The organism is Thermoactinomyces sp. CICC 10522 (assembly GCF_016055075.1).
GTDB lineage: Bacteria > Bacillota > Bacilli > Thermoactinomycetales > Thermoactinomycetaceae > Thermoactinomyces_A > Thermoactinomyces_A daqus.
The window spans coordinates 456,635-478,919 of sequence record NZ_JAECVY010000001.1 but is presented as its reverse complement, the minus strand read 5'-3'; the positions used below and the strand labels follow the sequence as shown (position 1 = coordinate 478,919).

20 protein-coding genes are annotated in these 22,285 nt (G+C 51.3%); 2 read left to right on the top strand and 18 right to left on the bottom strand.

The window, feature by feature from the left end:
- Positions 1-103 precede the first annotated feature (103 nt).
- The 15 genes from I8U18_RS02510 to I8U18_RS02440 all read right to left on the bottom strand — a co-directional run bounded on the left by I8U18_RS02510 (position 104) and on the right by I8U18_RS02440 (position 18,281).
- Complete coding sequence (locus I8U18_RS02510; protein WP_033100237.1) at positions 104-2,014, bottom strand: stage V sporulation protein D; 1,911 nt, start codon at positions 2,012-2,014, stop codon at positions 104-106.
- Between the two features lie 227 nt (positions 2,015-2,241).
- Positions 2,242-4,005, bottom strand: coding sequence for a peptidoglycan D,D-transpeptidase FtsI family protein (locus I8U18_RS02505; protein ID WP_052154061.1), 1,764 nt, complete (start codon positions 4,003-4,005; stop codon positions 2,242-2,244).
- A 60-nt stretch (positions 4,006-4,065) separates the two neighbouring features.
- Entirely contained in the window at positions 4,066-4,431 is a 366-nt protein-coding gene (gene ftsL / locus I8U18_RS02500) for a cell division protein FtsL (protein WP_052154060.1), read from the bottom strand.
- 32 nt (positions 4,432-4,463) lie between these two features.
- Positions 4,464-5,411: a 16S rRNA (cytosine(1402)-N(4))-methyltransferase RsmH gene (gene rsmH, locus I8U18_RS02495; RefSeq protein WP_181735410.1), complete on the bottom strand. Its 948-nt coding sequence runs from the start codon at positions 5,409-5,411 to the stop codon at positions 4,464-4,466.
- An 11-nt stretch (positions 5,412-5,422) separates the two neighbouring features.
- A complete protein-coding gene (gene mraZ, locus I8U18_RS02490; RefSeq protein WP_033100235.1) occupies positions 5,423-5,854 on the bottom strand; it encodes a division/cell wall cluster transcriptional repressor MraZ in 432 nt (143 codons plus the stop codon).
- 140 nt (positions 5,855-5,994) lie between these two features.
- A complete protein-coding gene (locus tag I8U18_RS02485) occupies positions 5,995-7,254 on the bottom strand; it encodes an adenosylhomocysteinase (protein ID WP_033100234.1) in 1,260 nt (419 codons plus the stop codon).
- 45 nt (positions 7,255-7,299) lie between these two features.
- Entirely contained in the window at positions 7,300-8,946 is a 1,647-nt protein-coding gene (gene bshC / locus I8U18_RS02480; protein ID WP_198064446.1) for a bacillithiol biosynthesis cysteine-adding enzyme BshC, read from the bottom strand.
- Positions 8,947-9,024: 78 nt separating this feature from the next.
- Entirely contained in the window at positions 9,025-10,407 is a 1,383-nt protein-coding gene (locus tag I8U18_RS02475; RefSeq protein ID WP_198064445.1) for an MFS transporter, read from the bottom strand.
- 90 nt (positions 10,408-10,497) lie between these two features.
- Entirely contained in the window at positions 10,498-11,433 is a 936-nt protein-coding gene (locus tag I8U18_RS02470) for a ketopantoate reductase family protein (protein WP_052154058.1), read from the bottom strand.
- A gap of 360 nt (positions 11,434-11,793) precedes the next feature.
- A complete protein-coding gene (gene xylB / locus I8U18_RS02465) occupies positions 11,794-13,293 on the bottom strand; it encodes a xylulokinase (protein WP_198055644.1) in 1,500 nt (499 codons plus the stop codon).
- Between the two features lie 164 nt (positions 13,294-13,457).
- Positions 13,458-14,993, bottom strand: coding sequence for an acyl-CoA carboxylase subunit beta (locus tag I8U18_RS02460; protein WP_033100231.1), 1,536 nt, complete (start codon positions 14,991-14,993; stop codon positions 13,458-13,460).
- Between the two features lie 19 nt (positions 14,994-15,012).
- Positions 15,013-15,789, bottom strand: coding sequence for an enoyl-CoA hydratase-related protein (locus tag I8U18_RS02455; protein ID WP_198055643.1), 777 nt, complete (start codon positions 15,787-15,789; stop codon positions 15,013-15,015).
- Between the two features lie 10 nt (positions 15,790-15,799).
- Positions 15,800-16,702 carry a hydroxymethylglutaryl-CoA lyase gene (locus I8U18_RS02450; protein ID WP_033100229.1) on the bottom strand — a complete coding sequence of 301 codons (903 nt, stop codon included), beginning with the start codon at positions 16,700-16,702 and terminating at the stop codon, positions 15,800-15,802.
- A gap of 12 nt (positions 16,703-16,714) precedes the next feature.
- On the bottom strand, positions 16,715-16,936 hold the full coding sequence (locus I8U18_RS02445; RefSeq protein ID WP_033100228.1) for an acetyl-CoA carboxylase biotin carboxyl carrier protein subunit: 222 nt from the start codon (positions 16,934-16,936) through the stop codon (positions 16,715-16,717).
- Between the two features lie 10 nt (positions 16,937-16,946).
- Positions 16,947-18,281, bottom strand: a complete 1,335-nt coding sequence (locus I8U18_RS02440) for an acetyl-CoA carboxylase biotin carboxylase subunit (protein ID WP_370589218.1) — start codon at positions 18,279-18,281, stop codon at positions 16,947-16,949.
- Between the two features lie 170 nt (positions 18,282-18,451).
- On the opposite strand from I8U18_RS02440, the gene I8U18_RS02435 reads away from it, so the two are divergent.
- Positions 18,452-18,925, top strand: a complete 474-nt coding sequence (locus I8U18_RS02435) for an N-acetyltransferase (protein WP_033100227.1) — start codon at positions 18,452-18,454, stop codon at positions 18,923-18,925.
- Positions 18,926-18,979: 54 nt separating this feature from the next.
- Here the strand turns inward: I8U18_RS02435 and I8U18_RS02430 are convergent, their stop codons facing one another.
- Together I8U18_RS02430 and I8U18_RS02425 are read right to left on the bottom strand one after the other, a co-directional pair.
- Positions 18,980-19,591: an RsfA family transcriptional regulator gene (locus tag I8U18_RS02430; RefSeq protein ID WP_033100226.1), complete on the bottom strand. Its 612-nt coding sequence runs from the start codon at positions 19,589-19,591 to the stop codon at positions 18,980-18,982.
- A 179-nt stretch (positions 19,592-19,770) separates the two neighbouring features.
- Positions 19,771-20,541, bottom strand: coding sequence for an enoyl-CoA hydratase/isomerase family protein (locus I8U18_RS02425; protein ID WP_052154057.1), 771 nt, complete (start codon positions 20,539-20,541; stop codon positions 19,771-19,773).
- Between the two features lie 116 nt (positions 20,542-20,657).
- Between I8U18_RS02425 and I8U18_RS02420 the strand changes: the two genes are divergently transcribed.
- Positions 20,658-20,885: a DUF2626 family protein gene (locus tag I8U18_RS02420; RefSeq protein WP_033100225.1), complete on the top strand. Its 228-nt coding sequence runs from the start codon at positions 20,658-20,660 to the stop codon at positions 20,883-20,885.
- A 181-nt stretch (positions 20,886-21,066) separates the two neighbouring features.
- Here the strand turns inward: I8U18_RS02420 and fabV are convergent, their stop codons facing one another.
- Positions 21,067-22,263: an enoyl-ACP reductase FabV gene (gene fabV / locus I8U18_RS02415; RefSeq protein ID WP_198055641.1), complete on the bottom strand. Its 1,197-nt coding sequence runs from the start codon at positions 22,261-22,263 to the stop codon at positions 21,067-21,069.
- Positions 22,264-22,285 lie beyond the last annotated feature (22 nt).

The window sequence follows — 22,285 nt, the reverse complement described above, 5'->3', positions numbered from 1 at the left end:
GCGCCAATAAACAAAAGGGCCATGCCCTATGCAAATTCTGGCGTTTGCATTTTGTTTGCAAATTGTTTGCAAAGAGATCACAAAGATTCCATCCTGTATTTGTCTAATTCCCTAAATAAATCTTGATGGTTGATCCTTTCTTTACACGAACGCCGGGCTTGGGCATCTGATTGATCACTTTTTCTCCCGTTCCCACTACCTGGAGCGGAAATGAAAATAAACTGTTGCGAATCCGGTCGATATCTTGTCCGATCAGATTTGGAACGGATACGATCGGGGTCGTGAGCGGAGTCTGTTCCAGCGGGATTTGCTTTGTCCGCTTCGGGATTTTCAAATAACGAAGCGAATCTTCCAAAATATTTCCCACGATCGGGGCTGCAACAACACCGCCGAACTGGATCCCCTTTGGATTGTCGACAGCAACATAGACGACGAGTTTGGGATCGTCCGCCGGGGCAAAACCGATGAAGGAGACGATGTGATTGTTTTGCAGATAATGTCCGTCAGGCCCCACTTTCTGTGCCGTACCGGTTTTCCCGCCGACACGGTAGCCATCGATATACGCTTTGTTCCCCGTCCCGCGCGCAACAACGCTTTCCAGGGCACTCCGGACAATCCGGGAAGTCTCTTCCGAAATCACCCTGCGCCTCATCTTCGGCTGAACCTTTTCAATTATTTTGCCGGTTTCAGGATCGATCCAAGCCTTCGCCAAGTGGGGAACCATCAATTTCCCTCCGTTGACCGCAGCGGATACGGCCGCCACCTGTTGAATCGGCGTCACCGAAACCCCTTGCCCAAAGGAGGTCGTGGCCAGCTCAACCGGGCCGACCCTGGATTCCTTAAATAAAATCCCCTTCGCTTCTCCGTTTAAATCAATCCCCGTTTTCTGTCCAAAACCGAATTTGCGGATATAAGCGAATAAATCCTTCTTGCCTACGCGCTGCCCAAGCGTCACAAAGCCGGGGTTACAGGAGTTCTCCACCACCTGCAAAAACGTTTCGTGCCCGTGTCCGCCCGCCTTCCAACATCTCAGGCGCGCTCCGCCGACCATGATATAACCCGGATCATTAAACCCTTCATTCAAGTTGACCTTATGCTCCTGAACAGCGGCAGCCAGGGTAATGATTTTAAAAGTGGAACCGGGTTCATACGTTTTCCAAATTGGCAGATTGCGGTTGTATACCAGCGGATCGGTTAACTGATATTGATCGGGCCGGTAGGTGGGGCGGCTGCTCATCCCCAAAATTTCTCCCGTATTGGGATCCATCGCGATCGCCAGGACACTTTCCGGCTGATACTTGGCCATCGCTTGATCCAGTTCCCTCTCGATAAAGGTTTGGATATGATAATCGAGCGTCAGTTCCAGATTCAGTCCATCTTTCGGCGGTGTATACCGGTCATGCCCGCCCGGCAGCTTATCTCCGCTCGCTGTCGCGCTAAATGAAACATACCCGGGGGTTCCTTTCAATTTATCATCATAAACCAGTTCCAACCCTGCCAATCCCTGATTGTCACCGCCTGTAAATCCCAGAACGTGGGCCGCCAGGCTTCCGTAGGGATAGTATCGCTTGCTGTCCTCTGTCACCGCGATTCCCGGCAAACGAAGCCCTTGAATTTCGCGCGCTTTTTCTTCTGATATTTTCCTGCCCCACGGCCGGATCCAATTAAACAGCGTGCGCTTTGTGATCTGCTGGTAGATTTTCTCTTCCGGCGCATCCAGGATTCGGGCCAATTTTTGCGCTGTTCCTGCCGGGTCCTTGATCTGGGCCGGTATCGCGATCACGGAAGGAGAACTGATATTATAAGCCAGCTTTTTTCCGTGCCGATCCAAAATGTCCCCCCGTTTTGCCTGAAATGGGATATCACGGCTCCACAAGTCTTTCGCTTTTTCAGCCAACCATACTCCTTCAAACAATTGAACATAGGCCAATCGCCCCAGGAGGACCATAAACACGAACAAAGCGATCAGAAACAATGAAAAGAGCCGCCTTTTCGACGTCATTCTGCCGGCCATTTTTCCCCTCTCCTTCTCAAAAGCTCCTTTATCAAAAACTATGAAGCTAGAATAGAAAAAATGACGCCGGCCCATAAACACATATGTTCTTTCAACGCAACCGCAGTAGGGATGCACTGCAAAGAGGCCATCAGCATCAAGGGGGCACCACGCACCGGCTGCAAAGCTGACGCAGGTGCATTCCCGACAAAAAAAGCCCGACCCCCTATGGGCCAGGCTGGAAACCTCTATTTGATTGACTCGGCGAAGCTCTGATCTGGCTGAACATGCCTGATTTGCAATGCCGCTTTCATAATGTTCCGCGCAACCGGTGCGGCCACGGTTCCTCCCGAACCGGAACCGGTCGGGGTTGTCGGTTGGTCAATCGCGACATAGACGACCAGATTTGGATGATCATAAGGAGCAAAACCGATGAATGAGACCATGTATTTCCCTTTGAGATAACCTTTTCCCTCAGGATCGGGAATCTGTGCCGTTCCCGTTTTCCCCGCTACCTGATAGCCGGGAATTTCAGCTTCAACCCCCGTTCCATGTGCCACAACATCACGCAAAAGATCTCTCACCTGTTTTGCCGTTTCCGGCTTGATAATGCGGTGTCCCTCAGGTTTGTACTCCTTCACTTTTTTCGACAATCCGCTGTCCCACTCTTCCTTAAGCACATGCGGTTTCATCAGGATCCCGCCGTTTGCGATCGCACTGACTGCTGCCACCTGTTGAATCGGCGTAACCGAAATCCCTTGTCCAAAAGCGGTTGTTGCCAACTCGGCCGGATACAAGTTTCGGCCGTAATAAACGCCGCGGGCTTCTGCCGGCAAATCAATGCCGGTGCGTTTTCCAAAAGAATCGGTAATATTGCCGAAACCAAAGCGCGCAATATAATCGACCAGCTTGTTGCCCAGCATCTGACCGAGACGCACAAAAGCTACATTGCTTGATTCTTCGATTCCCTGACGGTACGTGATTCTCCCCCAGCCGGTTTCGTTCCAATCCCGGATCACCTGATCCCCAACGCGGATTGATCCGGACTGGTACAAGGCATCCGGATGAAACACACCCTCTTCGATCGCTGCAGCCAATGTGACAATTTTAAACGTGGAACCCGGTTCAAATTGGCTTTCAATCGCCCGGTTCCTCCGGTTATCATCGTTGATCGTTTCCGCATACCGGTTAGGATCAAACGTCGGTCGGCTGGCCATCGCCAAAATTTCACCCGTTTTGGGGTCGGCCACAATCGCCGTTCCGCCTTTTGCCTGATAATTCCGAACTGCTTCATCCAGTTCCAGTTCAACCTGCTGCTGAATGCGGGAATCAATCGTCAACACCAGATCTTTTCCCGGTTCCGGCGGAGTATCTTTTGACGGCTTATCGGTGATCATCATTCCGTTACGGGCTTTTAAATACTTAATATAGCCCTCTTTGCCCCTGAGCAAGCGATCATAATATTGCTCCACCCCGCCCACCGCAACATCATCATAGTTTACATACCCCAATACGTGCGCCGCTTCGTTCCCGTTATATTGGCGCATCGTTGTCGGGAAAGCATAAATGCCCTCAAGCTGCCCTTGCTTGCGCAACGCCATGACCTTGTCGTAAACCGGCTCCGGGTATTTATAATGACCGTCCGCTTTCAACTCAACGGATTTTTTGGATGAAGTCAACAGTTTATACAGGGAACTTTCGCTGATCTTCAGAATCGGAGCCAAAACCGATGCTGTCTTGTGCGGATTTTTCACTTGTTTCGGATCTGCCAGAAAGATATAAGCGTCCACTTCCCAAGCCAATGGTTGCTCTCTCGTTCGGTCGTATATGGTGCCTCGTTTGGGTCTAAGCTTATCGTCATAAATCCATTTTTTTTCGGCGTCTGCCAACAGTTCATTATGATCGAAGGTCTGCAACCAAAACAATCTCCCGATGATCACGCTCAAACAAAGGATCCAAACGAGCCCGATGAGAAGAGAACGCTTTTTGCTCTCCTTGAACATCGAACCCATGATTCAGCCTCTCCCATCTTCGACTAGCGTCAGTTTGGTTTGTTCGCTGCCGTTATCCGGCTACGGCCGAATCGAAGGCAAATATTTTGGAGCGGTCAACTGGAGCCCTTTGCTTTCGGCAAACTGCTGAATGCGCTCCACACTTTTCAACTTCAGAATCTCTGACTCTAACTGAAGGTTTTCCTTCTGTGTCTGGGAAATCTCGAGTTCCGTATTGCGGATGGCCACATTTAGCTCTGTCGCCTTGGCATATCTCGACAGAACGGAGACCGCCAAAGCGACGCATATGATCACGCTGAACAAATAGAGCATTTTCTCCCCGACCGGGAGTGCTTTGCTCGGAGATGTTGCCCGTTTCTTTTTTGTTTCTGTGTAAGGCTTCTCGAGCGGACGGGCCGTTGCAGCTTGAAAACGATCCTCTCTCATTATATAAATCCTCCTTACACTGCCAGCTTCCTTTAACCCTCTTTTATTCTCTCTGCTATGCGCAATTTGGCCGATCGCGCTCTCGCATTTCTCTCTATTTCTTCGGCGGACGGCAAAATCGGCTTCTTTGTAATAATGCGCAAATCCGCTTTTTGATTGCATGTGCAAACCGGAAAATCAGGCGGGCATATACATCCTTGTGCATGTTTTTGGAAAAACTTCTTGCAAATCCGATCTTCCAATGAGTGAAAGGTGATCACGGCAATTCGCCCGTTCGGGCCGAGCACTCGGAGTGCAGCTGCCAGCGCATCTCCAAAGGCGTTGAGTTCATCGTTTACGGCTATGCGAATCGCTTGGAAAGTACGGCGGGCTGGATGGGGACCTGTTCTCCTTGCAGGTGCAGGAATCGCTTGTTTGATCACTTCTACCAGTTGATGAGTGGTTGAGATCGGCATTTTTTCTCTTGTGTTTACGATCTCTTTGGCAATTCGCCGAGAAAATTTTTCTTCTCCATATTCGAACAAAATCCGTGTCAGCTCTTCCTGGGACCATTCATTGACGATGGTGTAGGCGGTGAGCTCACTTGTTTCATCCATTCGCATATCGAGCGGTGCGTCGTGCTGGTAACTGAATCCGCGCTCGCCAATGTCCAATTGGGGCGAAGAAACGCCCAAATCAAACAAACATCCATCCACATGGTCGTATCCCAGCTCTTTTATCACTTGATCCAGGAAGCGGAAATTGCTTTTCACCAAATGAAGGCGGCATTGCGCATCCTGAAGCCGCTTCCGGGCGTGATCCAGTGCCATCTGGTCTTGATCAAGGCCGATCAGAACCCCATTCGGTTGAAGCCGCTCGGCGATCATCCTGCTGTGCCCGGCACCGCCCAGGGTACAATCCACATAGATGCCATCCGGTTTAACGCGAAGTCCATTTACTGCTTCTTCTTTAAGTACCGTTTCATGCAAAAACACATTCATACATCCTTCATTTACAAATCCAAATCCACGATGCTTTCCGCAATTTCATTAAAAGACTCTTCCGAGCTGCTGTAATAGTCCTCCCACAGCTCTTTGCACCAGATTTCCACACGGGTGGAAACCCCGATAATCACGCATTCCTTTTTAAGCTTGGCGTAGTCTCGCAGATGTCCGGGAATATTGATCCTTCCCTGCTTATCCTGCTCGACTTCGCATGCTCCAGAGAAAAAGAAACGGGTAAACTTGCGTGCGTCAGCTTTCGTGAATGGAAGTGATTTAAGTTTCTGCTCTAATTGTGTCCACTCTGAGCCGGGGTATGCAAATAGGCACTGATCCAGTCCACGGGTGATCACAAAGGTTTCGCCCAATCCATCGCGAAATTTGGCAGGCACGATCAATCGGCCTTTATCGTCGATGTTGTGTCGATATTCACCCATGAACATGCCAGTTTGCCTCCCCTCGCTCCCCCTTTTCACCACTTCCCTCCACTTCCCACCACATTGCTAATTATACCACACGCCCATTAAAAAATCCTGCACCCGCGTGCAGGATTCCAGAAGTTTATTGCCATTTTTTGGATAAATTATAACTGCCAGCTGGCCAAATATTTCTCTTGCTCTTCGGTGAGACGGTCGATTCGGATTCCATTGGCCTCCAGGAAATACCGGGCCACCTGTTCATCAATCTGGTAAGGAACATCAATCACTTTGCGCCCGATTTTGTCATGGTTTTCATGCACATACAACAGGCAAAGGGCTTGCAGGGCAAAAGTCATATCCATAATTTCCGCCGGATGACCGTCGCCCGCCGCCAGGTTGACAAGACGCCCTTCGGCCAGGAGATACAACTTGCGCCCGTCAGGCAGCAAAAACTCCTCGATATCTTTCCGCACCACCCGTTTGCTGACCGCCATTTGTTCCAATGCCGCCACATCGATTTCCACATTGAAATGACCGGCATTGGCCAAAATCGCACCTGGCTTCATCACGTGGAAATGATCAGCGCTGATCACTCCTTTGTTCCCGGTGGTGGTGACGAAATAATCCCCGAACTTCGCCGCTTCTGCCATCGGCATCACAATAAAGCCGTCCATATGGGCTTCCGTCGCCTTAATCGCATCCACTTCAGTGACGATCACCTGCGCGCCAAGCCCCTTCGCACGCATTGCCACACCGCGTCCGCACCAGCCATAGCCGACGACAACCACTGTTTTGCCGGCAACGACCAGGTTGGTGGTGCGATTGATCCCATCCCAGACAGACTGCCCGGTACCGTAACGGTTATCAAACAAAAATTTGGAGTATGCGTCGTTCACGGCCACCATCGGGAATCGCAGCTCATCCGTTTTTTCCAGCGAACGGAGGCGCAGGATTCCGGTGGTCGTCTCTTCACATCCTCCTTTGACGTTTTCCAGGAGATCGGGACGTTCCGAGTGCAGAATGCTGACAAGATCCCCGCCATCGTCAATAATCAGATCCGGTTTCGTTTCCAATGTTTTGATCAGGTGATCTTTGTATTCTTCCGGGCTCGGATTATATTTGGCAAAGACGGTAATCCCCGATACAGCGAGAGCAGCAGCGATGTCATCCTGTGTGGACAGCGGATTGCTCCCCGTAATAGCAACATCGGCGCCTGCATCGCGAATCAGTTCCGCCAGGCAAGCTGTTTTTGCTTCCAGATGAAGCGAGATCGCCACTTTTTGCCCGGCGAGCGGTCTTTCTGCCGACAACCGTTCACGCAGCCGATTCAAGACCGGCATGTGCTCACGGGCCCAGTCCATTTTCAGGCGGCCATTCGGAGCCAGATTGAGATCGCGAACTATGCTTTTTTCCACAGGATTCATCATAATCCCCCTTATGTATGAGATAACAAAACTGAAACGGCGATTTTACAAGATAACAAAATGATGCCGCAAAGCTCGATCAATGTCAACGAAAGATGTTTCCACCAATTCATCGATCCAGTTGATCCCGTATAAGTTCCAATACTGAATCACATTATAGACCCGCTCTTGCGGTTTCCTGTCCGGCCTGACCGAGGCAATCAGCTCATCCCATTGACGTAAGCCTGCCCCGTGCTTCGTTTCGATCGCTTTTTTGGCAAAGCGGTAGAAATAGTCTATCTGCGCCAAAACCTTCTCCTCGTTTTTACGGCCCATCTCCCGCATATTCATGCCGATTTCCCCAGCCAGTTCATCGGTCAGCCGGCGGTGGAGAGCCTGAATGGACTCTTTGGCATGCAAAAACCGGCTTTCCAGCTCCGGAGGCTTTCTTTCTTCCAGCCATTGGGCCCTCTTTTCTTCGAGACGGCTGAAAACATCCATCCAAGACAGGGAAAAATCATTGATTCGCTTTTCCGCCAGCCGGTCGATTAACGTCAACTGTTCACGCGGCAGCACAATGGGCATCTCCAGCCCCATTTCGCGAAAAGCTTCCCGCAGTATTCCCCAATAGGCAATTTCACCGGGCCCTCCGACAAAAAAGAGAACCGGGAACAGATACTCTTGCATTAACGGCCTTGTGATCACATTGTTGCTGAATCGTTCAGGGGCCGTTTCCGCCAGATGGAGCAATTCTGCTTCCGTAAAGCGGTGACCCGTTTCTCCTGCCTGCCAGACCTCCCCTTCCCGGTACAACGGATAGCGTTCGCCGTCAATCAGGATGAAAAGGTTGGCTTGATTGTCCTTCAGCTCGACCGGAGCCGGGAATCCCCACTGCTCCAGCATGATCGTTTTTTCGGCAACGTGTTGCAGCAGCCGGGGGCTTTTCATAATCAATTCCCTGAAAAAGGGGCTTTCAAGTTTCCTCAGCCCCGGGTCCGCCGAGTCGATGAGCACAAGCCCCCATTTTCCGAAGAAATCGTGCATCACTCTCGCAAAAAAACGGGTCCACGAAAGCGGCTCCCCAATCAATTGCTTCATTCTGTCAAGCCACTCTTTTTTATGCTCATGATCAGGCAGCAGACGTGCGAGCGACTCCAGCCAGGAATGGGTTTCCTCCGGGGTGAGAACGTAAGCAGAGACCGGCTGTTTCGGTTTCCCTTTAACTTCCAGTTTCACTTTGCGCGATTTGTTCTCCGGGTGATCAATCCAAATATGATTGACCTCCTCAAAATCATGATCTTCGCCGGCAATCCAAAAGACAGGGATCACCGGGCGGTTCAGCATTTCCTCAGCCCGCCGGGCCCATTGGATAACGGTGATCGCCTTGTGGATCGTATAAAGGGGACCGCTTAACAGACCGGCTTGCTGACCGCCGATCACAACCAAGCTGTCCGGATTTTTCAACCGTTCCAGATTGCGGATAACCGCCGGATGAGACAGCTCCGGTTCCAGATAAGATTGAAGCGCCTCAACTAATCTGAGGCGCGGTGCAGCCAGCCCAGGCCGCATTTGATCCAGGTAGGAAACGCGTTTGCTGATGCTTTCCTTCTCCCAGGGTGTATATGCATAAAAGGAACGAACAAATGCCTCATTTTCAAGATAAGAATGAAATAAACCCGTTCCTTCTTGAACGTTAATGGTTTCCAGCTTCATATGGAACTCCTTCTTCAAAATAAGCTTAAAAACCTACATTTATAGTATATCATGAACAAAATGATCAGCTGAAATGACTTATACCTCTTTCTGTCTATTTAAAGGCAACAACAAACTGACAACCAGCCCCAGCAACGACACGCCCGCAGCAAACAAAAGCATATTGCTCTCGGCCGCTCTCTTCAACGGATCGGTCAAAACCGCCGACCTGATACTAAATGAGCTGAACAGCCTCGCCAGCGCCGTCAAGCCGATGGCCCCGCCCGCCGTGCGAAACATCCCCAAAGCCGTTAATCCATTCCGAATCTGCCTCGGCGACACCCAGGAAAATAAAAACTGGTGTACAGGGGCAACCAATGAAAAGCTGAAACTGAATCCCAGCATAACCAAGGCGGAAAAGAACCAAATCCCGTGATTTCCGAAAGCCAGAACGAGATAGGAAACCGCCGCCAGACTGAATCCGAGCGACATGGTTCGCCTTAAATTCCATTTGCGGGTCAGACCGTGTATCAGCGGCAGCGAAAACAATACACAGAACAGGATGAAAGAGAGCAGTGCCCCGATGCCGAAATCATTCGACCGGGTCACCCGAACCAGCCATACCGGCACCAAAAGCAGGGCCACCCAGGCAAAGCCGCACAGCGCCACTTGTAAATATAACAGCCAGAGCCGCCAGTGGGCAAACAGGTGGGGGTCAAAAAAAGGCTGTCTCTCCTGGCGTTCCACCATAAACAGAGGGACAACCATGCCGATGGCCACAATCCATAAGGGAAGAACATCCCGGTCGAAAAAAGCGGGCAGGCCTTCCAAAAAATCGGTACTGGACACCGCCGTCATCAAAAACAGGATCGTCAGTCCGAAGAAAAGAATCGACTCACCCGAAGCTCCTTTTACCCGCCCCGGTTGATCGGGCAGGCTCCATCGCCTGACAATCAGGAGGAGCAACAGGAGTAAAAGCAGGTGGACAAAAAAGACTGAACGCCATCCCAGTTCATGCGCGAAGGAAACGGAAAGCAAAGGCATGAGAATAAACCCGAATCCCAGTCCGAACAGGATGACCCGCTTCCCCCATTTGCCGGGGCGGTTCAAAAAACGGCGGGCATAGACGGAAACGCATGGAACCAGCCCGCTGGCCCCGACAGACTGAATTACCCTTCCCCACATAAACCAAACCCATTTTTTCGCCAGAATCGCTGTCAGTGACCCAAACGCCAGAAAAGCGACCGAGAGAATAAACACCTTTGTGCGGCTGGTATTCACCGCCCAGCTGTCCATGACTGGAAGCGAAAAAGAGAAAAAAGCCATATATAGGGAGATCACCCATATCGTCCAATGGATGGGCAATCCGTACTCCTTCATGATAAATGGCAAAACCGGTGTGACCAAAATGGCATCCACCGTACCCAATATAATTGCCAGGACAAACGTTTCAAATGAAAAAAACCGCTTTGAACGCGCCAAAATACCCCCTCCACGATCAATGGCAAACCGAAAGCCCGGCTTCATGTACGGATAACAGTTTGATTGCTTTTCGCTGCTCAACCTTTCTTATTATAACATTTGTTCTTCCTTTTCATGGATCAGATTCACAAGACGCAAATTGACCGGTGTATCGATCCGGTGTTTCCGGCCAAGCCGTACAATCGCCCCATTGATAAAATCGACCTCCGTCTTATTCCCCCTCATGACATCCTGCAGCATTGACGAAAAGTTTCCTGCCGTTTGTTTGCAGACGCTTTTCACCTTCTCGTCCAGATCCGCATAGGATAAGGGAATTCCCTCCCGGTTCGCCACCAAAACCACTTCATGTAAAATCTCTTTCCACTCCGCTTGATACTCGGGTGAGAGGAGTGCTCCGTTTTTCACCCCGTAAAGCGCCGTCAGTGGATTGATCACACAATTGACAGCCAGCTTTCCCCATATCTTATGCAATATTTGCCGATCATATAGGATGTTGCACCCAGCTTGCTCCTTCAATATGTTTATCCAGCGCAAAAGCAGAGGGTGAGGTTTTTCCTCTGACGGGGGATATAAACCGATGGACGTCTCTCCCCTTCCCGTTCCGCGAATCACGTTGTCTCCTTCCCTCAATGCCCCCTCGGTGGTCACCGACAGATAAGTCCAAGGGCGATCTGTCAGTCGGGCAATGTTCTCCTGATGCCCTAATCCGTTTTGCCAAAAAATAATTTGCGATTCCGGGTGAGTTCCTTTTTGAATCACAGGAAGAACGGCCGACAAATGCGTTTGTTTGACCATGACAAGCAACAGGTCGATCTTCCCTTCAGGCATCTCATCACTGCATACGGCATGACAAGCACGTTGTTCCGTTTCTCCGCCCTGGCCGATAAAGCGGATTCCTTCGCGATTCAGCAATTCTGCCTGATCCTTTGTTCTAGTCAACAGAAGCAGATTTTCCCCGAAAAGCGGCTGCATTCGCGCTCCCCACAGCAGTCCCAGTGAACCGGACCCCAGAATAGCCACCCGCATTTTATTCACGCTCCATTTCTTTTGCCCAAGGCAGATTTCTCGTTTCTTCCATTTGAGTATAACAAAAGTAGCCTTACAGGCACAGATATATTCATGTCAAACCTGACAACCCCCGGATGCAAGTAAAATCCGGAGGAAAACGCTGATCCGTCCGTTAAGAAAACATGCCAATTACTTAAACGACTGCCGGAAGTGGTCAACTAGCTGAAGCCCTTTGCCGTATATGGAGCAAAGGGCATTTACTGTCAAATCGCATCCCCAAACCGTCATTTGTCTTTACTGTTCCCTCTCTTCAACAGGCACAGGCAAATCGGCTCAACCAAAGATTATCTGCGGAAGATCGTTTCCACGCTTTCCTTTTTACCACGTTTTCAGAGACTGCATGGCATGGCAGATCCCTTTGGTTTTCGCATAAATTTCCTGATAAATCTCAAAGAGCGCCTGGTATTTCTTCACTGCCTCCGATTGCGGATAAAACGCCGAAGACGGGCGGATAAACTGTTCTGCACATTCCTCGAGCGATGCAAACCAGCCGCAACCGAATGCCGCCAGCATAGCTGCACCCAAAGCAGGTCCCTGCTCGCTTTCCAGTTTGATCACCTCGGCGCCAAAAATATCCGCCTGCATTTGCAGCCAGCATTGGTTTTTGGCTCCTCCGCCGATCGAGATGATCCGGTCAATCGCTTTTCCTTCACTTCGGAAAATCCGGATCGTCTCATGTAGCGAAAACGTGATCCCCTCCATAACAGCCCTCACAAAATTCTCTTTGCGATGAGCCGCATCAACTCCGATGAAACTGCCCCGGATCGCCGAGTCGGCGTGCGGTGTTCGCTCTCCAAACAGATAAGGAGCGAAGAGCAGCCCGCCGGAACCGGGCGGAACCTCGTTAACACCTTGCAACAATCCTTCAAACGTTTCATTTTGGAAAAAAGTCTCTTTAAACCAGCTCAGGCTGTAACCGGCGGAAAGGGTAACGCCCATAGCATAGAAGGAACCGGCTTTGGCATGGTTAAAAAAGTGCACTTTTCCTTTGAAATCCCGCTCCTTCTGATCTTCATGGGACAGAATGACGCCGGATGTTCCGATACTGCACAGCGTGATTCCTGGCGATAAAATTCCGGCCCCGACTGCCCCGCAAGCATTATCCGCCCCGCCGGCAAAAACGTTTGTCCCCCTCCGCAACCCGGTCAGCTGCGCAATCTCAGGAAGCAAGGTGCCGACAAATTCGTGGGACTCCACAAGAGGAGGACAAATCTCCGGCGGAATTCCCAACTGGCGGCAAATCTCCGCACTCCATTTCCTTTCCGCCACATCCAAAAGCAACGTCCCGGCCGCATCCGAAAAATCGCTGCAGATCACTCCGGTCATCCTGAACCGCAAATAATCCTTGGGCAAAAGAAATACCCGGGCCTTCTTGAAAATTTCCGGTTCATGCTCCTTTACCCATAAAATTTTGGGCAGTGTAAATCCCTCCAACGGGCGGTTCTTTGTGATCCGCAGCAAATCCTCTCCCAATGCCTCGGCAATTGCTGTACACTGCGCAGTGGTTCTCGTGTCATTCCAAAGAATTGCCGGACGCAACACCTGATGGTGATCATCCAACAGCACTAACCCGTGCATCTGCCCGGAATAGCTGATTCCTTCAATATCTGCGGGGTTGACGCGGGAAAGGGAAAGCAGCTCGGACAAGGCCGATACCGTTTGCCCGACCCATTCCTCCGGATCCTGCTCGCTGTAGCCGGATTTCATCTGAATCAGCGGATAATTCTTGGAAACCTCCGCGCAAACCTCTCCCCTTTGATTGACCAAAATCGTTTTGACACTGCTGGTTCCCAGATCGATCCCGATTACATATTTCATCTTTTCACCTCTTGCTCCAGCATGTTTCCCACAAAAAAATCGCCCCTTTCCCGACTCCGGCATTTATGTCCGCCCCATGGGTACATCTTCGCCCGGCGGAAGGGAAGGAAACGGATGGACATGCCCCTTTTAAAATAAGGAGCCGGGCAGGGCTCCTTTTCTTGTCAGACCGGGTAGACAGGATGTTTTCGTTTGCTGAATGTCATCTGTTTCGATTCATATGCGGCAAAGCGGGCAATCAGCTCATCCCGCAACCGCTCGGGAGCAACGATATCATCGACGATCAGTTCACTCGCCAAACGATAGATGTCGATATCCTTTTTATACTCCTCCCGTTTCTCCATGACAAATCGGGTTCGTTGCGGCTCCTCCAACTCAGCGATTTTATTGCTGTAAACCGCATTGACCGCCGCTTCCGGCCCCATCACGGCAATCTGCGCCGTTGGCAGGGCGAGGCAGGCATCCGGTTCAAAGGCGGGGCCGGCCATGGCATACAAACCCGCTCCGTACGCTTTGCGCACGATGACAGAGATTTTGGGAACCGTCGCCTCCGACATAGCCGCAATCATCTTCGCCCCGTGACGGATAATCCCGGCCCGTTCCACCTGGGTTCCGATCATAAACCCGGGTACATCGGCAAGGAACAGGAGCGGAATTTGATAGGCATCGCACAGCGTGATAAAGCGGGCAGCCTTGTCGGCCGAATCGACGAACAAAACGCCGCCTTTCACTTTGGACTGATTGGCCACCACCCCGATCACCCGTCCGTTCAAGCGGGCGAAGCCGGTAATCAGTTCACGGGCGAACAGAGCTTTGATTTCAAAGAAAGTACCTTCATCCACCAGGCTGTGAACCAGTTCGAGCATATCAAAAGGCGAATTTTGATGATCCGGCACGATTTCGGCAATGGGTCGCGCTTCCGGCGACGGCTGCTTCGGTTCTGCCATCGCCGGTTTACCGAGATAATTGGCCGGAAAATAGCTCAGATAACGCCTGGCCGCGGCGATCGCCTCTTCTTCGCTCGATGCCAGCACATCACCGCAGCCGCTCACGGAGCAATGCATGCGGGCGCCTCCCATCTGCTCCAATGTCACCTTTTCGCCAATCACCATTTCCGCCATCCGCGGCGACCCCAGATACATGCTGGCATTTTTGTCCACCATGATGACGATATCGCAAAAGGCGGGAATATAAGCACCACCGGCTGCCGACGGGCCGAACAAAACGCAGACCTGCGGAACCATGCCCGAAAGTTTCACCTGATTATAAAAAATCCGTCCCGCCCCTCTGCGCCCGGGAAACATTTCAATTTGGTCGGTGATGCGCGCCCCGGCGGAATCAACCAGATAAATGATCGGAACCTGCAACTTCTCTGCCGTTTCCTGGATGCGAATGATTTTCTCGACTGTGCGGGCCCCCCACGATCCGGCTTTGACTGTTGAATCATTGGCCATCACGCATACCGTTTGGCCGTGAATCCGGCCAATCCCGGTCACCACTCCGTCTGCCGGCAAGTCCCCGGCCATGAAGTTGGCGAACTTTCCGTCTTCCAGCTGAACATCATCATCAAAGAGCAACCGCAGCCGGTCCCGTACAAACAGTTTTTTCTGCTGCTTTAGTTTTTCATGATATTTCGGAGCACCGCCGGCCTCAATTTTTTCAATCCTTTCCTTCAATTCCTCGGACCATGTCTCTTTCATTTCGGATCCCTCCCCGCTTCTATTCGCCAGTATAGCGTGGTTTTCTTTTTTCTTTAAAGGCGGCCAACCCTTCCAGCCGGTCTTTTGTCGGGATCAGCGTCTCGTATGCCTTGGTTTCCAACAGAAGACCCGTCTCCAGATCGGTCTCCAGACCACGGTCGATGGCCAATTTGGCCTGAGCCAAGGCCAGCGGTGCATTCTCTTTGATCGCTTGTGCCCACTCGATCGCCGTTGTCAGCGTTTTCCCCCGGGGCGTTACCTGATTGGCCAGACCCCAGCGCTCTGCTTCCGCTGCCGTCACCTTCCTGGCTGTGAAGATCCATTCTTTTGCTTTCGTTTTTCCCACGAGTCTCGACAGGCGCTGCGTCCCTCCGGCCCCGGGAATGATGCCGAGCGAAACTTCGGTCAACCCCAGCATGGCATGTTCGGCAACGATACGAAGGTCGCAGGCCAGAGCCAGTTCCGTTCCCCCGCCGAAAGCGGCTCCGTTGACCGCGGCGATGACCGGCTTCGGCATTTGCTCAATTTTGGTGAATGTATCGCGGATCAGCCTGATAAAGTGACGAACTTCGTCCTCCGACATCGTACGCCGCTCCTTCAAGTCCGCTCCCGCAGAAAATGCTTTCTCCCCTGCTCCGGTAATGATCACAACACGCGTCTGCCGGTCGTTTGCCAATTCTTCCGTCACCTGCGCCAGTTCGCTCAATACGGTCCGGTTCAGGGCGTTGTGCACTTCGGGGCGGTTGATCGTTACAATGGCCAAGCCCTCTTTCTTCTCAAGCAAAATTGAAGGCATCCTTCTCCTCCTAACTTTTTCGTTTTTTGCTTCCCACATAGCTTTTCAGCACCTTGGAAGGAAGCGCTTTCCCAAGAATCCGCTGGGCGGTCAGGCTCACATCACACAATCGCTCCAGGTCGATGCCTGTTTTGACGCCCATTCGCTCCAATGTATAAACCAAGTCTTCGGTCGCCAGATTGCCTGCAGCACCCGGAGCATAAGGGCAGCCCCCCATTCCCCCGAAGGAAGTGTCCAATGTGGTGATGCCCAATTCCAGAGCCACATAGGCATTGACCAGCCCCGTTCCTCTTGTATCATGAAAATGGCCGGCGAGCGTTTCGGCCGGAAACTGGCTCAGCAGTGCCTTGAGAACTTTTTTCACATCATTGGGGGTGGCCACACCAATCGTGTCGCCCAAAGAGATTTCATAAACCCCCATCGCAAACAACCGTTCGCATATTTTTGCCACTTGCGATATGTCCACATCTCCTTCATATGGGCATCCAAACACGGTGGAAACATAGCCGCGAACTTTCTTCCCTTGTTGTTTGGCCAATTTGGTCACTTCTTCCAGAACCGGGTAGGTTTCTGCAATGCTCTTGTTGATATTTTTGCGGTTATGTGCCTCGCTGGCTGACATGAAAACGGCAAATTCATCCACTTTTGTCTCCAGCGCGCGCGCCAGCCCCTGGCGATTTGGAACGAGCGCTCGATAGACAACAGCCGCATTGGAAGGGAGTTCACTGGCCAGTTGTTCCGCATCGGCAAGCTGCGGCACCCACTTGGGGTGAACAAACGAGGTGACCTCAATATCCCTCACCCCTGCGGCAATTAGTTTCTTGACAAGAATTTTTTTCGCATCGGTCGGCAAGATCACCGCTTCATTTTGCAATCCGTCACGCAAGCCGACTTCAACAATTTTTACCTCCATTGAAAGCCACCTCTAGCTTTCCACGCTCAGCACGAGCAGAACTTCTCCGTCTCCGACAAAAGAACCCTCTTCCACCTTGACTTCGCTCACGATTCCTCCCTGTTCCGCCTGCACGGGCACCTCCATTTTCATCGATTCCAAAATCACTACATCCTGGCCGGCTTCAACGCGATCCCCCGGTGCCACCAACACGGATAAAACAGTACCTGCCATGCTCGCAGTAACCTCTGCCATTCTCTTCACCTCATTCATTTTTTAAATCCGCAATCAATCCAGTATGATAATGGCCGCGCACAAAATCAGGATGCTCCAAAATGCGCAGCAAAAGGGGGAGATTGGTTCTGATGCCTTCAACCCGAAAACGCTCAAGGGCAAACCGGCTTCGCTGAAGCACCTCCATCCGGTTGCAACCGCTTACAATACATTTGGCAATCATCGGATCATAAAACGGGGAAACGGTATTCCCTTCTTCCACCCCCGCATCGACGCGGATGCCGTCCCCCGCGGGAAATTGAAACGCGTTCAGCTTGCCCGGCGAAGGATAAAAGCGCACGGGGTCTTCGGCATAAAGGCGGAACTCGATCGCATGTCCCTGAAGCGGAATCTCCTCCTGTTTTAACTTAAACGGTTTCCCTTCGGCCACGTCGAGCTGCCAAGCGACCAGGTCAAAGCCGGTGATCGCTTCCGTTACCGGGTGCTCCACCTGCAACCGCGTGTTCATTTCCAGGAAATAAAACTGCTCGGACTCATCGAGGATAAATTCAACCGTTCCCAATCCCAGATAGTTGACAGCTTTGGCGGCCCGAATCGCCGCATCGTACAGCTTTTGTCTCGTTTCCTCCCTGATGGACGGTGAACGGCTCTCCTCGATCACTTTCTGGTTTCTCCGCTGAACCGAACACTCCCGCTCATAGAGGTGGAGTATATTGCCAAACGCATCGGCGGCGATCTGCACCTCGACGTGGCGGGCCCGCGGAAGCCATTTTTCCAGGAACAGCTTCCCGTCGCCAAAATAAGCCTGCGCCTTTTGTTTGACTGATGAAAAGACAGAACGCAGCTCTTCTTCTCCCCGGCAAACATGCATACCGATTCCGCCCCCGCCGGCGCTCGCCTTGATCATGACAGGATAGCCCCATTCCCGCGCCAGTCGAACCGCTTCTTCCGCAGAGGATAAAGCACCGCTGCCGGGAACCACCGGAACCCCTGCCTCGATCATCGTTTGTCTGGCCGTCACTTTATCTCCCATCTGCGCAATGGTGAACGGCTTCGGCCCAATCCAGGTCAGTCCTGCTTTCAGCACCTGCTCGGCAAAGGAGGCATTTTCCGATAAAAAGCCGTAACCGGGATGAATGCTGTCCGCCTCGGTCTTTTCTGCCGCCTGCAAAATGGCCTCCACCTTCAAATAACTCTGTGCGACCGGCGGCGGGCCGATCGGAACGGCTTCATCAGCCATCTTCACAAAGGGCAGATCCCGATCCGCATCGGAGAAAACCGCGACGGTCTTCACCCCTCGTTCCCGGCATGTGCGCATAATCCGACAGGCGATCTCTCCGCGATTGGCGACTAACACTTTTCGGATTGACATAGCCCACCTCATTCCCAGCATAAAGTTAAATGATAAAGATATAAAATCCTATTCATCATAATGTTCGACAATAAATAATTTTTGTCCTTCCCAAATCATTCGGCCATTTATGCTAAAATAAAGTTGACTCTGGTAAAACTCTTGGTATCAAAGGGGGAAAAAGCATGGAACCCTTGAAAGTCGAGCAGTTGAAGATCAATTACAAAACCTTGGAGGAGTTCCAAAAATTCAACGAATACGGACTCCCTGAGCTTTCCATGCTGGAAGATCTGGAAGCCAACATCGTAGAAAATAACAGTCAGTCCCCTTTCTACGGCATTTACCGCGACGGTCAGCTGGCCGCCCGCATCAGCTTATATCGGGTCAGCGCCAAATATGACTGGTATTTTCATCCCAGCCAGGACTATTATGAAATTTGGAAACTGGAAGTGTTGCCGCAATACCGCGGGCAAGGACTTGGACATGCGCTCGTCAGTTACGCAAAAAGCTTGTTCTTGCCGATTAAAACCAATGCCCGCAACCGTTCTGATTCATTTTGGAGAAAAATGGGTTTCCAACCCGTTCGCTACAACCCTGAGCGCGATCGCGGGGAAAGCCCGTATGTGTGGCTTCCGCCCGGGGTAGGCCTGAAAGAATAAACCGATTAAAAAAGACCCACATGCGCCTTTTAATGCGGGTCTTTCTTTATCCGGCTATTTATCCACATGCTGCAGATTGTCGCTCTCTTCCGATTGGAACTTCCCTTCTTCATCATTTTCCTCACCGAGCAACGCCATGCGACGGGCCCGCTCCATAATTTGTACCAGGGTGCGGTAGTCATCGTTGACAAGGCGATAATCGCTTTGCACATGGTTGAGCTGGTCTTTCATTTCCATGTTTTCCTGTTCCAGTTTTTTCAGTTGCCGCTCCCGTTCCTCCAGCTCTTTTTCCAATTGTTTTTGCTGCCGTTTCAGTTCGGTCACTTCATTTTTATACTGCCTTAAGAAGCGAATGATATTTTCAATGGAGTAAGCCAGATCCTCCCCGGCAAGCGCACCGCTTTTCATCCGCAGCGAGGCCGATCGCCCCCTTTCCTGGGATCTTTTTTGCCGTTGGGACTTGGCAATCTGAATTGCAGCCTCATACTTTTTTCTCACTGTACTGTTCCAACGAAAACCACAGGCAGCCGGAGTTCTGCCCAACTTTTCCGCTACTTCTTCAAAAGCGGAAAGTTGTGTTCCTCCTTCGCGAATATGCCTGAGGGTCACCTCGGCCAACACCATGTCATCTTCAGGCGTCCAGGCATCTTGGCGCTTTACAGCCATAACGGTACCTCCTATCCTCCTGCAAGGACTCGCAAAACTTCCTTCACTTAACTGTATGCAAATGATATAAATCATAGTATATGGATCTATTAATTTTTATTACCAGCTGGAAGTGGAAGTATACCTGACCTTTCACGCACGATGACATGGTTTTCCCGGCCGTTTTTCTTCGCCACGGATTATTCTTTTTTTGCTCTGGTTCGGTTCAGAAAGGATTCTACCGCCAGTCGATGTTCATCGGATTCCCAGCAGACGGCGCAATGCTCTGCCTCCAATTCATATGTGCCTTGTTCCCGTTCTCTCTCTATCTTGTCAGCCACCTGCTTATACGCCCGAATGACGGAAACAGGCGCTTTCGTCAACTTCTCGACATAGCTTTCCACATGGCTTCTGAATCCATCCTCCGGCAGCAGCGCATCGACGATCCCCCATTCCTTCGCTTCCTCTCCGCTTAAGATCCGTCCGGTTAACAGGCAGTCCAATGCCCGGGTTCGACCGATCTTCCGCATTAAACGGCCGGCGCCGCCCCAACCGGTCGTGATTCCCAGATTCACCTGAATCATGCCGAACTTCGCTTTGGGGGAAGCCAGACAAAAATCACAGCTGACCACAATTTCACACCCTCCTCCGACGGCAAACCCTTCCACGGCCGCCACCGTCACCAGCTCAAGCCGCGCAATCTCTTCCAGCAGTGCTCCCATGCGGCGCATGACGGGAAAAATCTCTTCCTTCTTGGTCCACTGGTGAAACTCGGACACATCGCCTCCGGAGACAAAAGCTCTCTCATCTCCCAAAAATACGATCGCCTTCAGGTTCCGGTCGTTTTTCCATTCCCTGATAACGCTTTCCAATTCACCGATCATGGCAAGGTTCACCGCATTGCGGACATCAGGCCGATGAAAGCGAATCCAACCGGTTTGCTTCTGTTTGTGAACAACAAGTGTCTGCATTATGAACATCCTTTCCGCATTGCTTGATAGCGAATCGCCGCTGAGGGTATAATAATTTTGAAATCTCGGTGAAATGGGATTGCCTTGAAGGAAATACATAGAAAGGAGTAGGGCAGATGGATCAAATGTTTCGGGTCCTGGGATTTTGGACGCTTGTCATCTCGCTGATGTTCCTGGCAGGGCAAATGTACATTCCCGCCATCCTCTTTATTGTGCAAACGATTCTGTTTATTGCTTTTGGCTACATGAAGTTTACAGAAAAAACTTACATGTATCTGTTCGGCGGGTACATGTTTGTCTCTTTTTGCGGGATGGTATGGTATTCGACATTTATGATGCATTAATGCTTCACGGCTCCCATTCACTGCGGGAGCTATTTTTCTGTAAAAGTCCATGATGCCATGCCAGTGCCCTCATGCCCCTCCGGGTTTGATCCGGTTTTCTTCTCTCCGGGTTCCGGCGATTGCCTGCCGTTTTCATTTGCAAAAAAGAGCCAGTCGAATCAAACTGGCTCTCTTCATTTCCTTATTTTTCCTCTATGCTTGGAATCTTCACATCCGGATCGACATCGGCCTCGTAATCGATGCCTTCTGTTTCAAAGCCGAACAACTGGAAGAAATCCCGGCGGTAACCCTCGATGTCGGAAATCTCCCGCAGCGTCTCGTTATTAACACGATCCCATCGGTTGAGCACTTCTTTTTGCACATCTTCCTTCATTTCCAGATCATCGATGCGAATTCTTCCCTGCCCGTCGACCGGCACTTCTCCTCCGGCATAAAGACGATCGGCAAACAGCCGGTACATTTGTTCGATGCAACCCTCATGCAAGCCTTTTTCTTTCATCACCTGATAAAGGAGCGATATGTAAAGCGGTACAACGGGAATTGCGGCGCTTGATTGCGTGACAAGGGCCTTGTTGACGGAAACGTAGGCATGTCCGCCGATTTGCTTCAGTTGGGCATCCAGATCATGCGCCGTCTTTTCCAGATCATCTTTTGCCCGTCCCACCGTTCCTTCGCGATATACCGGATAGGTGATTTCCGGACCGATGTAAGAGAAGGCGACCGTTGTTGCTCCTTCAGCCAGTACGCCGGCTTTCAGCAATGCATCGATCCACATTTTCCAATCTTCCCCGCCCATGACGGCAACGGTATGGCGGATCTCTTCTTCAGTCGCCGGCTCAATGGTGGTTTCCGACACTTGTCCGCTGTGAAAATCGACCGTTTTGTTGGTGTAAGATTGCCCGATCGGCTTGATCACGGAAGAGAAAACCTCTCCCGTTTCCGGATGAACCCGTTTGGGAGCAGCCAGGCTGTAAATAACCAAATCCACCTGCCCCAAGTCTTTTTTGATCAGGTCGATCGTTTGCTCCTTGATTTCCTTGGAAAAGGCATCGCCATTGATGCTTTTGGCAAACAAACCGGCTTTGGCCGCCTCTTTCTCAAATGCGGCGGAGTTATACCAGCCTGCGGTCGCGGTGCGGTTACCGGAGCTCGGCCGTTCAAAGAAAACGCCGATCGTATCGGCACCCGCCCCGAAAGCGGACACAATTCGGGAAGCCAGCCCGTAGCCGGTGGAAGAACCGATTACGAGCACTTTTTTCGGCCCATTGATTTTCGGTTGGCTTTTGGTATATTCGATCTGCCTGGCAACCTGCCTGGCACACCCTTCCGGATGCGAAGTCGTACAAATAAATCCGCGAAATTTCGGCTTAATAACCATCTTTCAACCTCTTTCACTCGTG

What these genes read in the sequence shown, in the direction of transcription:
- I8U18_RS02510 (WP_033100237.1), bottom strand. Translation starts at nt 2,014, where the DNA reads ATGGCCGGCAGAATGACGTCGAAAAGGCGGCTCTTTTCATTGTTTCTG.
- I8U18_RS02505 (WP_052154061.1), bottom strand. Translation starts at nt 4,005, where the DNA reads ATGGGTTCGATGTTCAAGGAGAGCAAAAAGCGTTCTCTTCTCATCGGG.
- ftsL (WP_052154060.1), bottom strand. Translation starts at nt 4,431, where the DNA reads ATGAGAGAGGATCGTTTTCAAGCTGCAACGGCCCGTCCGCTCGAGAAG.
- rsmH (WP_181735410.1), bottom strand. Translation starts at nt 5,411, where the DNA reads ATGAATGTGTTTTTGCATGAAACGGTACTTAAAGAAGAAGCAGTAAAT.
- mraZ (WP_033100235.1), bottom strand. Translation starts at nt 5,854, where the DNA reads ATGTTCATGGGTGAATATCGACACAACATCGACGATAAAGGCCGATTG.
- I8U18_RS02485 (WP_033100234.1), bottom strand. Translation starts at nt 7,254, where the DNA reads ATGAATCCTGTGGAAAAAAGCATAGTTCGCGATCTCAATCTGGCTCCG.
- bshC (WP_198064446.1), bottom strand. Translation starts at nt 8,946, where the DNA reads ATGAAGCTGGAAACCATTAACGTTCAAGAAGGAACGGGTTTATTTCAT.
- I8U18_RS02470 (WP_052154058.1), bottom strand. Translation starts at nt 11,433, where the DNA reads ATGCGGGTGGCTATTCTGGGGTCCGGTTCACTGGGACTGCTGTGGGGA.
- xylB (WP_198055644.1), bottom strand. Translation starts at nt 13,293, where the DNA reads ATGAAATATGTAATCGGGATCGATCTGGGAACCAGCAGTGTCAAAACG.
- I8U18_RS02460 (WP_033100231.1), bottom strand. Translation starts at nt 14,993, where the DNA reads ATGAAAGAGACATGGTCCGAGGAATTGAAGGAAAGGATTGAAAAAATT.
- I8U18_RS02455 (WP_198055643.1), bottom strand. Translation starts at nt 15,789, where the DNA reads ATGCCTTCAATTTTGCTTGAGAAGAAAGAGGGCTTGGCCATTGTAACG.
- I8U18_RS02450 (WP_033100229.1), bottom strand. Translation starts at nt 16,702, where the DNA reads ATGGAGGTAAAAATTGTTGAAGTCGGCTTGCGTGACGGATTGCAAAAT.
- I8U18_RS02445 (WP_033100228.1), bottom strand. Translation starts at nt 16,936, where the DNA reads ATGGCAGAGGTTACTGCGAGCATGGCAGGTACTGTTTTATCCGTGTTG.
- I8U18_RS02435 (WP_033100227.1), top strand. Translation starts at nt 18,452, where the DNA reads ATGGAACCCTTGAAAGTCGAGCAGTTGAAGATCAATTACAAAACCTTG.
- I8U18_RS02430 (WP_033100226.1), bottom strand. Translation starts at nt 19,591, where the DNA reads ATGGCTGTAAAGCGCCAAGATGCCTGGACGCCTGAAGATGACATGGTG.
- I8U18_RS02425 (WP_052154057.1), bottom strand. Translation starts at nt 20,541, where the DNA reads ATGCAGACACTTGTTGTTCACAAACAGAAGCAAACCGGTTGGATTCGC.
- I8U18_RS02420 (WP_033100225.1), top strand. Translation starts at nt 20,658, where the DNA reads ATGGATCAAATGTTTCGGGTCCTGGGATTTTGGACGCTTGTCATCTCG.
- fabV (WP_198055641.1), bottom strand. Translation starts at nt 22,263, where the DNA reads ATGGTTATTAAGCCGAAATTTCGCGGATTTATTTGTACGACTTCGCAT.